General features: G+C 71.8%; 9 protein-coding genes. 6 read left to right on the top strand and 3 right to left on the bottom strand.

Annotation, left to right across the window (positions count from 1 at the left end; translation table 11 throughout):
- The first annotated feature begins 2 nt into the window (after window positions 1-2).
- On the top strand, window positions 3-716 hold the full coding sequence (locus ACF09C_RS15400; protein ID WP_392091954.1) for a VIT family protein: 714 nt from the start codon (window positions 3-5) through the stop codon (window positions 714-716).
- A 218-nt stretch (window positions 717-934) separates the two neighbouring features.
- Here ACF09C_RS15400 and ACF09C_RS15405 read toward each other — a convergent pair whose 3' ends face one another.
- Window positions 935-4003: an NACHT domain-containing protein gene (locus tag ACF09C_RS15405; RefSeq protein ID WP_392091955.1), complete on the bottom strand. Its 3069-nt coding sequence runs from the start codon at window positions 4001-4003 to the stop codon at window positions 935-937.
- 171 nt (window positions 4004-4174) lie between these two features.
- On the opposite strand from ACF09C_RS15405, the gene ACF09C_RS15410 reads away from it, so the two are divergent.
- Genes ACF09C_RS15410 through ACF09C_RS15420 form a run of 3 tightly spaced genes read left to right on the top strand, consistent with a single transcriptional unit; the run spans window position 4175 to window position 6790 of the window.
- Window positions 4175-5059 (top strand): sterol desaturase family protein, encoded by an 885-nt coding sequence (locus tag ACF09C_RS15410; RefSeq protein ID WP_392091956.1) that lies wholly within the window; start codon window positions 4175-4177, stop codon window positions 5057-5059.
- Window positions 5056-5718 (top strand): lysoplasmalogenase, encoded by a 663-nt coding sequence (locus ACF09C_RS15415; protein ID WP_392091957.1) that lies wholly within the window; start codon window positions 5056-5058, stop codon window positions 5716-5718. Before ACF09C_RS15410 ends, ACF09C_RS15415 begins: the two co-directional genes overlap by 4 nt.
- A 28-nt stretch (window positions 5719-5746) precedes the next feature.
- Window positions 5747-6790: a zinc-dependent alcohol dehydrogenase family protein gene (locus ACF09C_RS15420; RefSeq protein WP_362425897.1), complete on the top strand. Its 1044-nt coding sequence runs from the start codon at window positions 5747-5749 to the stop codon at window positions 6788-6790.
- Here ACF09C_RS15420 and ACF09C_RS15425 read toward each other — a convergent pair.
- Together ACF09C_RS15425 and ACF09C_RS15430 are read right to left on the bottom strand one after the other, a co-directional pair.
- A complete protein-coding gene (locus ACF09C_RS15425) occupies window positions 6780-8093 on the bottom strand; it encodes a CoA transferase (RefSeq protein ID WP_392091958.1) in 1314 nt (437 codons plus the stop codon). The two genes, ACF09C_RS15420 and ACF09C_RS15425, sit on opposite strands and share 11 nt — an antisense overlap.
- 88 nt (window positions 8094-8181) lie before the next feature.
- Entirely contained in the window at window positions 8182-9723 is a 1542-nt protein-coding gene (locus ACF09C_RS15430; protein ID WP_392091959.1) for a S8 family serine peptidase, read from the bottom strand.
- A gap of 292 nt (window positions 9724-10015) precedes the next feature.
- Between ACF09C_RS15430 and ACF09C_RS15435 the strand changes: the two genes are divergently transcribed.
- Together ACF09C_RS15435 and ACF09C_RS15440 are read left to right on the top strand one after the other, a co-directional pair.
- The gene (locus ACF09C_RS15435) at window positions 10016-10393 is read left to right on the top strand and encodes a DUF485 domain-containing protein (protein ID WP_392091960.1); all 378 of its coding nucleotides are present in this window, start codon (window positions 10016-10018) and stop codon (window positions 10391-10393) included.
- Complete coding sequence (locus ACF09C_RS15440) at window positions 10390-12018, top strand: cation acetate symporter (RefSeq protein ID WP_392091961.1); 1629 nt, start codon at window positions 10390-10392, stop codon at window positions 12016-12018. The genes ACF09C_RS15435 and ACF09C_RS15440 overlap by 4 nt, the downstream gene beginning before the upstream one ends.
- Window positions 12019-12025: the final 7 nt, after the last annotated feature.

Here is a 12025-nt window from a genome sequence, read left to right on the forward strand (position 1 = left end):
GGGTGACTGACGCCCCCACCCACACCGAAGCCCACGGCGGCGGCCTCGGAGCCCGTCTCAACTGGCTCCGGGCCGCCGTGCTCGGAGCCAACGACGGCATCGTCTCCACGGCGGGCCTCGTCGTCGGCGTGGCGGGCGCGACGCAGTCGCAGGCCGCGCTCCTGACGGCCGGCCTGGCGGGCCTGCTCGCGGGCTCGATGTCGATGGCGGCGGGGGAGTACGTATCGGTCTCCACCCAGCGCGACTCGGAGCAGGCGGCGCTCGCCCAGGAACGCCGCGAACTGCGCGAGCGGCCCGAGGCCGAACTCGCCGAACTCACCGAGCTCCTCGCCCGCCGCGGCCTCAGCGCGGACATCGCCCGCGAGGCCGCGGAACAGCTCACCGAACGCGACGCCCTGCGCGCCCACGCCCGCGTCGAACTCGGCATCGACCCCGACAGCCTCACCAACCCCTGGCACGCGGCCGTCGCCAGCTTCCTCGCCTTCACGGTCGGGGCCCTGCTCCCGCTGTTCGCGATCGTCCTCCCGCCCGCCGACGACCGCCTCTGGATCACGGTCCTCTCCGTCCTCGCCGCCCTCGCCCTCACCGGCTGGTGGAGCGCCCGCCTGGGCGCCGCCCCACCCGCCCGAGCCATCCTCCGCAACACCGCCGGCGGCGCCCTCGCGATGGCGGTGACCTACGGGGCGGGCTCGCTGCTGGGGGCGGCGGGGATCTAGGGCCTTTCGTTCGGATCATGCCGGGCTCGCGGGCCCTGGCACCGCTCCCCCAAGCTCTTCGAGCAGGGGGTACCCCCAGCCGCGTTGTCGTCGGTCGCCAACGCTCCGCGTTGACTCCCTCCTCCGCCTTGCGATCCGTCCCCTAGGCCCAGAGGGCCTGGGGAGACCCCATGCACCGGACCCCGCTCCCTGATCCGGCCTGATCCAAACGAAAGACCCTAGTCCCGCCTGACGCGGCCGGGCCCGAACAGCTCCTCGCCGAGCAGTCGCGTCTCGGGGGACACGGTGAACGTGAGGTCTTCGCGGTCCGCGAGGGGGGAGAGGTCGATGGGCGCGCCGTCCGGCGTCGTGCACTGCCAGAGCCGGATCAGGCCGAGCGCGGGGTGGTCGCGCAAGGGCGCGAGGGAGGGGATCTCGCAGCGGATCAGGAACAGCCCGCGCAAGTCCGGCAGGGCGGCGAGCGAGGCGAGATCGGGGTCGGTCAGGTCGGACAGCTGCAACGACTCCAGTCTCGGCGGTGCCGCCAGGGCGACGAGCTGCCTCAGCTGCGCCTGTCCGAAGAGGGAGAGGCTGACCAGCCGCGGCCAGCGCTCGATGCCGGCGAGTTCGACGTAGCGCGTCTGCGATCCCAGGGAGAGGTGGCTGAGTGCGGGCCCGAGGGGCAGTTCGGTCAGGCTCTCGATCAGCAGGGGGTGTCCCAGCGCGAAGCTGGAGAGGTCCGGCATGTCGCGCAAGGGCTCGACGGAGAGCTCGGGGTGCAGCTCGTACAGCGAGAGGTGCTCGAGCCCCGGCCGGGCCAGCGGCGAAAGGTCCGTCAGGAGCGGGCTGCGGCTCAGACCGACGTACCGGAGACCGGTGAACCGCCGGAGAGGGCCGAGGTCGGTCAAGGCGGTGTTCTCGAAGAAGAACACGCGCTGAAGGTCCTCGACGACGTGCAGCGGCGACAGGTCCGCGTACGGTCCGGCGAGATGGACGCTGTGCGTGCGCGGCAACAGCCTCAGCGCCGCGAGCTGCTCGGCCGACTGCACATGCAGGAAGTCCTCCTCCCACGGGCTCGCGGAGAGGACCTCGCGGGCGTACCGCTCGGTGTCGAACGACGACCAGGCCTGTGACACCTGGAACGGCACCAGGAGACGACTGTCCTCCCGGAACCGCGCCACCACCTCGAACGCCGCGTCCCCCTTGATCAGCGCGGCCGTCCGCACCACGGCCGACGCGCTCTCCTTGTCCAGCTCCGCCGGCCCCGGCAACAGCGGCAGGACCAGCTCCCCGACCTTGGCCAGCTCCTCGGCGGCGTTGAGGTCGCGCGGCGGGAGCAGCTGCCGGGTCCGGACCTCCACCAGATCCCTCACCGTCGGATCCAGTTCCGGCGCGTGCTCCAGACAGGCCGCGGCCAGCAGCACGAGCCGGTGGCGCAGCTTCGGCGCACGGTCGGCCCGCTTCAGCAACTGCTTCAGCAGCCGGGCGCGTTCCTCCGGTCGTGCGTGGCCCACGGCCATCTGGACGACGTCGTCCCACTGGTCGTCGTGCGCGTTCTTCACCAGTACGCCGATGTCTCGGGCCTCCACCGCCGACTTCGCGCCCAGGTAGTCCTGGAACGTGCGGTGCACGAAGCCCACCGCGCCGGGAGCCGGCTCGCGCAAGAGGCCGCTGCGGATCAGCAGATGCGCGAAGACCTGCGCCGCGTCGCCCCTGACCTGAGGCATCGCCGTGAGCCACTCCGCGACCATCTCCTCGGCGTCGGCTCGCTCCGCCTCCGCCTGACCGTTGCGGATCAGCCAGTACGCCAGCCGCTGCAGCAGCGACGTCTGTTCCTCCCGCGTCAGGTCCACGCCCTCGACGCCGCAGATCTCCCGCTCGGTGTCCCGGCGCACCAACAGCATGTCGAGTCCCGCGTCGTACAGCTCCTTCCTGGCCCGGGGCAGCTGCATCCGGCGGTCCCGGTTCAGGGCACACAACAGGGCGCACATCAGCGGGTTGGTGGCGAGCCGGGCCAGGTCGCGGCGGCTGCCGACGGCCTGCCGCAGCGCGGTCTCGTAGGTGTCCAGCTGCGCCCGTTCCTCGTCCGAGGCGCACTCCAGGCGGGCCGCGTCGTGCCAGTGCGCGACGAACGCCCGGATGTCGTCGCCGTCCATCGGCAGCAGCGTGTGCGCCGCGAATCCCTGGCGGGACAGCCACTCATCGGGCACGGCAGACGGCCGGGTGGTCACCACGTACCGGGCCTCCGGGTACGCGGTGACCAGGTTGCGCAGCCATGTCTCGGTCCGGTTGCGCAGCCGTACCGGGACCTCGTCCACGCCGTCCACGAGGATCAGCGCCCGGCCGCCGGTGAGGAGGTCCTCCGTCCAGCCGGGCGGCGCGGTCAGCGGTACGCCGCTCGCGCGCAGGAACTCCTCGGGCGCGGGCAGCGCGTCGGCGGTGGTGAAGGCGCGCAGCCGCAGCACGAACGGCACGCACCGGTTCCAGTCCGCGAGGTCGCCGGCGAAGGACCGGCGGGCCGCGTTGAGGGCCAGCCACTGCACGAGGGTGCTCTTGCCGGAGCCGGCGGATCCCCGCAACAGGAGCCGGTCGGTCATCGCGAAGGCCGCCTCCGCGGTCACGGCCGTCGTGCCGGTGTGCGGGAGCCCGAGGATCTCCCGTTCCCCGCCGCCGCTGACCGCGAGGCTGATGTACGCGGTGTCCAGGGGCCACTCGCGTGCCGAACGGCCCAGCGTCAGGCCGAACAGCTCCAGGCGCCCGTGGGTCGCCGCCACGTAGTCGGCGTATCGCTGCTCGAAGGCGAGTGCCACCGACACCGGGGAGGCGCGATCCGCGAGCAGCGCGTCCACCGCGTCCCGCGTCCGCCCCGAGACCCGTACCTGTTCCACCGCCGCCCGCGCCGCGAACGAAGGCTCGGCCGTCAGCTGTTCCACGAGATGGGTGCAGCAGAGACCGAGCAGGTCGTCGTACAGCTCCAGGGTCCGTCCGGCCAGGCCCCCGTCGGGGGCAGCCAGCTCGCCGCGCAGCCGCTCCGGATCCAGGCCCACCGCGAACATCCGCTCCGCGTCCACCGGCCCCGCCGCCGCGAAGGTGTCCCGTACGCCGTCGATCGCCGCCAGGCGTTCGTGCTCGGGGAGAGCGGCGTACGAGCCGGAGGCCAGGCGCGTGCCCAGGACCTTCGCCAGGCGGTCGGGCTTCGCCGGCCGGGGGAGCGGGCGGAGGGGGGAGTCGACGAGCCCGGCACCCTTGCGTGGCGTCACCACGGACCTCACGACCGCACCCAGTACGGTTCCCGCCAGTCGCGCCACGGCAACTTCCAGTCCCTGCAACGGAGTTCCTCCCCCAGTGGCCGCCGTCCACCCGATCGTACGCCGACCGCCCTTGTCGGAAGGTGCCAAAGCTTGCTGACAAGTCGTCTCGCATACTTGTTGGTAACAGCGTCTAGCCGCACCCCGACCTCCCCCTCTACCGTCGTCGGCATGCCGAACCTGCCCGATGTCGTGCTCTGGTCCATACCGGCGTTCGTCCTGCTCACCGTCCTGGAGATGGTCAGCTACCGGCTCCATCCCGACGAGGACGCCGCCGGATACGAGACCAAGGACGCCGCCACCAGCCTCGGCATGGGGATCGGCAGTCTCGTCTTCGACTTCCTCTGGAAGATCCCGATCGTCGCCATCTACACCGCGGTCTACGAGCTCACCCCGCTCCGCGTCCCGGTGCTCTGGTGGACGATCCCGCTGATGCTCCTCGCCCAGGACTTCTTCTACTACTGGCAGCACCGCGGCCATCACGTCATCCGCGTCCTGTGGGCCTGCCACGTCGTGCACCACAGCAGCCGCAAGTTCAACCTCACCACCGCGCTGCGCCAGCCCTGGACCAGCCTGACGTCCTGGCCGTTCTACCTGCCGATGATCGCCCTCGGCGTGCACCCGGCCGCCGTCGCGTTCTGCTACTCGATCAACCTCGTGTACCAGTTCTGGATCCACACCGAGCGCATCGACAAGCTGCCCCGCCCCTTCGAGTACGTCCTCAACACGCCCTCGCACCACCGCGTCCACCACGCCTCCCAGGGCGGCTACCTGGACCGGAACTTCGGCGGGATCCTGATCGTGTGGGACCGGATGTTCGGCTCCTGGGTGGGGGAGACGACCAAGCCCGTCTTCGGGCTCACCAAGAACATCGAGACCTACAACCCGCTGCGCGTCGCCACCCACGAGTACGCCTCCATCGCCCGCGACGTCCGCGCCGCGACCAGCTGGCGCGAGCGCGCCGGGCGGGTCTTCCGGGGACCGGGCTGGCAGCCCGGGCCGCCGCCCTCGCAGGGCCAGGGCACCGGCCCCGCCGCCCCGGAGCCCGCCGCGTGAGCGCCCGTACCGCCACCGCCGCCGCGACCAGCACGCTCTCGCGCGCCCTGCTCGCCGCCTTCGCGCTCGCCGTCGCCGTCGACCTGGTCTCCCTCCTCGTCGGCGCCGACCTCGGGCACCGGATCGCCAAGCCGCTCCTGATGCCGCTGCTCGCCGCGTACGCGGCCACCCGCGGCGCCCCCAGGCTCCTGATCGTCGCGCTGCTCTTCGGCTGGGGCGGTGACGTCTTCCTGCTCCTCGACGCCGACTGGGCCTTCCTCGTCGGCATGGGCTCCTTCGCCGCCGGGCACGTCTGCTACCTCACCCTCTTCGGCCGGCGGCGTACGTCCGTGCCGCTCGGGGGCCTCTACGCCGTCGCCCTCGTCGGCACCGTCGTTCTGCTCTGGCCCGACCTCCCCGCCGACCTGCGCATCCCCGTCGCCGGCTACTCCCTCCTGCTCACCGCCATGGCCTACCGCTCCAGCGCCCTCGGCCTCACCGCCGGCGCGGGCGGCGCGCTCTTCCTGCTCTCCGACACCCTCATCGCGACCGGCATCGCCGAGTGGCCCCAGCTGCCCGCCCCCGACTTCTGGATCATGGCCACCTACATCGCCGCCCAGTACCTGCTGACCACGGGCGTCCTCACACAGGCGTACGGTGAACGGAGTACCGCCGCCTGACACCGCTCGACAGCAAGGACCGCCCCGCATGCGCGCCACCACCATCCACGCCCCGTTCGACATGCGCGTGGAGGACGTGCCCGACCCTGTCGTCCAGGACCCCACCGACGTGGTCGTGCGGGTCCTGCGGGCCTGCATCTGCGGCAGCGACCTGTGGGCCTACCGGGGCGAGTCGGAGCGGCAGCCCGGCCAGCGCATCGGGCACGAGTTCCTCGGGATCGTCGAGCAGGCGGGCGCGGACGTCTCCGGCTTCGCCGCGGGCGACCTCGTCGTCGCCCCGTTCGTCTGGTCCGACGGCACCTGCGACTACTGCGCCGAGGGCCTCCAGACCTCCTGCCCGCGCGGCGGCTTCTGGGGCTCCGTAGGCTCCGACGGCGGCCAGGGCGAGGCCGTCCGCGTCCCCTTCGCCGACGGCACCCTCGTCAAGCTGCCCGCGGAGGCCGCCTCCGACGACCACCTCCTGACCGCCCTCCTCGCCCTCTCCGACGTCATGGGCACCGGCCACCACGCCGCCCTCGGCGCCGGTGTCCGCCCGGGCTCCACCGTCGCGGTCGTCGGCGACGGCGCCGTCGGCCTGTGCGGCGTCCTCGCCGCCAAGCGGCTCGGCGCCGAGCGGATCATCGCGCTCGGCCGCCACACCGCCCGTACCGACATCGCCCGCACCTTCGGCGCCACCGACGTCGTCGCGGGCCGCGGCGAAGCCGCCGAGGCGGCCGTCCTCGAACTCACCGGCGGCCAGGGCGCGCACGCCGTCATCGAGGCCGTCGGCACCGAGCAGTCGATGCGCACCGCCGTCGCCATCGCCCGCGACGGCGGTTCCATCGGCTACGTCGGCGTCCCGCACGGCAGCGGCACGGGACTCGACCTCTCCGTCATGTTCGACCGGAACATCGCCCTGCGCGGCGGCGTCGCCCCCGTCCGCGCGTACATCCCCGAGCTGCTCCCGGACGTCCTCGCCGGCACCCTCGACCCGTCCCCGGTCTTCGACCTGACCGTCGGCCTCGACGGCGTCCCCGTCGGCTACAAGGCGATGGACGAGCGCACCGCCCTGAAGGTCCTGGTCAAGCCCTGAGCCACTCCGGAGTGTCGGTTCCGGCGACGCCCGGCGGGCGCGACCAGCCCGTCGGGCCGTCCTCGTACGAGACCGGCGACAGCGCGTGCCGCAGCCGGCCCAGCGGTCCCTCGGTCTCCGTGAGGTACCGCTCGGGGGAGTAGCCAGGGAGGCCGTGCGTCAGCCAGTGGCCCGTCTGGGCAAGGGCCAGGCGTACGAGACGCGTGCCGCCGTCGCGGTCCTGCTCGGTCAGCGAGCGCAGCACCGCCGCCGCGAGCAGATAGCCCGTGCCGTGGTCGAGGGCCTGAGCGGGCAGCGCGCCAGGACCGTCCGCCGACCCCTCGGTCGCCGCGATCCCGGTCGCCACCTGCACCAGGCTGTCGAAGCCGCGCCGCTCGCCCCAGGGCCCGTAGTCGCCCCAGGCCGAGAGCCGGGCGGTCACCAGGCCGGGGCGGTGGAGGCCGAAGCGGTCCAGGGCGCCCGGGCGGTAGCCGGTGACCAGGACGTCGGCCGCGTCCAGGAGCTCGTCGAAGGTCCGCCGGTCCGAGGGGCTCGCCAGGTCGAGCGCGGCGGTCCGCTTGCCGATGTCCGTGTCGGCGTGCTGGTCGGGCAGTTCGGGGTGGGCCGGCGGGTCGATCCGCAGCACGTCCGCGCCGAGCAGCGCGAGGGTCCGCGTCGCGACCGGCCCCGCGATGACCCGGGTCAGGTCCAGGACCCTCAGCGGACCGGAACGCCGCCGGGGCGGTGCGTCGTCGAGGCGCTCCCTGGTCAGCAGTGGGCGGGCGGCCACCTCACGGCCCTGCTCGTGCGCCGCCCACTCCTCCGGCGTGCGCAGGGCGACGGCCAGGCCCCCGGCCGCGTACACCGCCGTCTCGACCTCGGCGGCCGTCCGCTCGGCGAGCGCCCCGGCCACGGCCTCCACCGGAGCCTCCACGGACTCGTCCCGTACGCCGAGCGCCGCCAGCAACGCGGCCTTGTGGTGCGGGTAGTTGGCGTGCGTACGGACCCAGCCGTCCGAGCACCGCCAGAAGCGGGAGAGCGGCGCGAACCAGACCGGAGACCTGCCGTCGATCAGCAGGTGACGCTCGCTCACGAAGGCCGTGGCGACCGCCCCGTCGTCCACCCGGACCCGCCCCGGCAGCCCCGCCCGCTCCACCGCCGCGAGCCCCGCGACCGCGACCGCCGCCCGCGCCAGGTCCATCACCGGCAGCCGGGCCGGCAGCAGCCCCGACGGACCTCCGTACGCCACCCTGTCGACCAGCGAGGGATTGCCGCCCAGAGCCGACCACAACAACTCCGTACCCGTACGCACCGTGGTGTCCATGAGCCGCATGATGGCACTCCGTGCCACGCGAAGGGGCCCTGGTGTGGCGCACCACACCAGGGCCCCTCCTCATGCACTACGTACGTGCCTAGCGGCGCTTGACCGCGTCGAGCGCGTCCACGAGACCGGCTCCGTAGAAGCCGTTCTTGCTCTTGCCGCCCTCGCAGACCGCGTCGACGACGCCGTCACCCTCGATGTCGTACGGGTTGGTGCAGGCGCGGTCGTCGGCCTGCGCGTACAGCATCGCCTTCAGCTGGGCCGGGGTCGCCTTCGGGTGCGTCGACTTCAGCAGCGCGAGCACACCGGCGGCGTGCGGCGAGGCCATCGACGTACCGGCCTTGTAGTTGTAGCCGCCGTTGACCGTGGTCGACAGGATGCGGCCGTTGACCGCCGGGGCCTCCGGGGTCTGGTACTCGGTCCGGTCGCCGCCGGGCGCCGAGATGTCGACGACGCCGAGACCGTAGTTGGAGTACGAGGCCTTCAGGTCCTTGGCGCCCGTCGCGGAGACGGTGACCACGCCGGGCAGCATCGCCGGGTAGTCGAAGCACTCCTTGGGGTCGATGACCCGCGTCACCGGCGTGGTGTCGTTCGGGCTGGTGACGTCGGTGAGCTCGTCCGCCGCCAGGTCCATCTTGGAGTTGCCGGCCGCCGCGACGTTGACCGTGCCCTTGCGCTCCGCGTAGCGGGTCGCGCGGGTGACGGCCTCGATCAGGGCCTTCTGGTCCTCGTCGTTCTTGCACGCGAACAGCCACGGGTCGGTGTAGTAGCTGTTGTTGGTGATCTCGACGCCACGCTCGGCCGCCCACATGAAGCCGCAGACGACGGCCTCGGTGTAGAAGAACCCGTCGGTCGTGGACACCTTGATGCCCGAGACCTTCACGCCCGGCGCGACACCGGTGATGCCGGTGCCGTTCTTGGCGGCGGCGATGGTGCCGGCGACGTGCGTGCCGTGGTCGCTCTCGCCCGCCTGCGGACGCCACGAGCCGGGCGTGATGTCCGGCGCACCGGTCACACAGTTGGCCGAGGCGCGGGCGTCGAAGTTCGGCGCCAGGTCCGGGTGGGTGTCGTCGACACCGGTGTCGATGACGGCGACCGTCACCTTGCTGCTGCCCAGCGTCCGCTTGTGGGCCTGGTCCGCCTTGATGGCGGGCAGGTCCCACTGCAGCGGCTCCAGCGCGTCCTGGTCGTCCGTGGCGCTCGCCGCGGACGAGGTCGCCTCGGCGGCGGTGAGCGCCTGACCGCCCTCACCGACAGAGGTGTCCTTCTGGACGGAGAGCGGGGCCGTGCGCGTCGAACCGGCCGACACCACGCCCCGGGCCTTGCGGATCGTCTTCGCGAACTCGGGGTTCTGCGAGTGGACGACTATCACGCCTATCTGGTCATACGCGATGACCACAGTGCCACCGGCCGCGGCTATCGCCTTCTTCACCGAGGCGGCCGTTCCTCGGCCCCCGTCGATGTTGACGACGTACGACAGCTTGGGGCCGTTCGTCGAGACGGCGGTCGTCGCGGCGCCGTCGCTCACTTCGGCGGCGGAGGCGCCCGCCGGAAGGAAGCCGAGCGAGGCGGTCAGCGCGAGACCGACGGGCAGAGCGAGTACTCGGCCGCGTCTCGATCCCAGATGAGCCATGGGTTCTCCACATCATCCGTCTGTACTGCCCGTACGCCGTTTGCGTACAGGCAGGTGCATGACGAGTGAAGTTATCGCTGATCTTCCCGCGTCATCAATGAGTTGAGAGGGATTGGCGTGGATCCGGAGGAATATCCAGTCAGACCGGGGAAGCAGATCCACTCCCGGTGAACCGCTTCGCCGCGCGCTCCGTGCCGTTGTGCAGGGGAGGAGCTCCGGCCGGAGCACCGTCCCCGACCCCAGTGAGGCCTCTTTGTCCATGCCCACCGCACCCGCGCCCCAAGGAGATTCCGTGGTCACCGAAGCACCGCCGCCCCCGGACGGCCCGGAGGCCGTCGCCGTCGCCGGCCCCGTCCAGCCCACGACCGAGGCCTTCGTCGAGGTGCAGGAGAGTGCGGAATTCGGCGAACTGCGCCGTACGTACCGTTCCTTCGCCTTCCCCCTGACGGTCGCCTTCATCGCCTGGTACCTGCTGTACGTGCTGCTCTCCAACTACGCGGGCGGCTTCATGGGCACCAAGCTCTTCGGCAACATCAACGTGGCCCTCGTCCTCGGCCTCGGCCAGTTCGCCACCACCTTCCTCATCGCCTGGCTCTACTCCCGCCACGCGGCCGCACGGCTCGACCCCAAGGCCGAGGCCATCAAGTCCCGTATGGAGGCCGACGCGTGAACAGCACCACCCTCCTCCTCGCGGCGGGCAACGCGACCGCCGAGCACCGGCCGCTGATCATCACCCTCTTCGGTGCCTTCGTCGTCGCCACGCTCGCCATCACCGTCTGGGCCGGCCGCCAGACCAAGAGCGCCGCCGACTTCTACGCCGGCGGCCGCCAGTTCACCGGCTTCCAGAACGGCCTCGCGATCTCCGGCGACTACATGTCCGCCGCGTCCTTCCTCGGCATCGCGGGCGCCATCGCGCTCTTCGGCTACGACGGCTTCCTCTACTCCATCGGCTTCCTGGTCGCCTGGCTGGTCGCCCTGCTCCTGGTCGCCGAGCCGCTGCGCAACTCCGGCCGGTTCACCATGGGCGACGTGCTCGCCTACCGGATGCGCCAGCGCCCGGTCCGTACCGCCGCCGGCACCTCCACGATCGTCGTCTCGATCTTCTACCTGCTCGCCCAGATGGCCGGCGCGGGCGTGCTCGTCTCACTGCTGCTCGGCATCACCAGCGACGGCGGCAAGATCGCCATCGTCGCCCTGGTCGGCGTCCTGATGATCGTGTACGTCACCATCGGCGGCATGAAGGGCACCACCTGGGTGCAGATGGTCAAGGCCGTCCTGCTCATCGCGGGCACGCTCCTGATCACCTTCCTGATCCTGCTGAAGTTCAACTTCAACCTCTCCGACCTGCTCGGCGCGGCCGCCACCAACAGCGGCAAGGGCTCGGCGTTCCTGGAGCCCGGCCTCAAGTACGGGGCCACCGGGATCTCGAAGCTGGACTTCCTCTCGCTCGGCATCGCGCTCGTCCTCGGCACGGCCGGCCTCCCGCACATCCTGATCCGCTTCTACACGGTGCCGACCGCGAAGGCCGCCCGTAAGTCGGTCAACTGGGCCATCGGCATCATCGGCGCCTTCTACCTGATGACGATCGTGCTCGGCTTCGGCGCCGCCGCGCTGCTGAAGAACAGCGACATCATCGCCTCGAACAAGGCGGGCAACACCGCCGCGCCGCTCGCGGCCCTGGAGATCGGCGGCGGCGCCGACTCCACCGGCGGCGCGATTCTGCTCGCGGTGATCTCCGCGGTCGCCTTCGCCACCATCCTCGCCGTGGTCGCCGGCCTGACCCTGGCCTCGTCGTCCTCCTTCGCGCACGACATCTACGCCAACGTCATCCGGCGCGGGAAGGCCACGGAGAAGGAGGAGGTCCGCGCGGCCCGCTGGGCGACCGTCCTCATCGGTGTCGTCTCGATCGCCCTCGGCGCGCTCGCCCGCGACCTCAACGTCGCCGGCCTGGTCGCCCTCGCCTTCGCCGTCGCCGCCTCCGCCAACCTGCCGACGATCCTCTACAGCCTGTTCTGGAAGCGGTTCACCACGCAGGGCGCGCTCTGGTCGATCTACGGCGGTCTGATCTCCTCGGTCGTCCTGGTGCTCTTCTCGCCGGTCGTCTCCGGCAAGCCCACCTCGATGTTCAAGACCGTGGACTTCTACTGGTTCCCGCTGGAGAACCCGGGCCTCGTCTCGATCCCGCTGGGCTTCCTGCTCGGCTGGCTCGGCTCGCTCCTCTCCAAGGAGGAGCCGGACAAGGGCAAGTACGCCGAGCTGGAGGTCAAGTCCCTCACCGGCGTCGGAGCGCACTGACCCGCAC

Origin of the sequence: Streptomyces sp. NPDC014870 (genome assembly GCF_043081505.1) — a bacterium.
Lineage (GTDB): Bacteria > Actinomycetota > Actinomycetes > Streptomycetales > Streptomycetaceae > Streptomyces.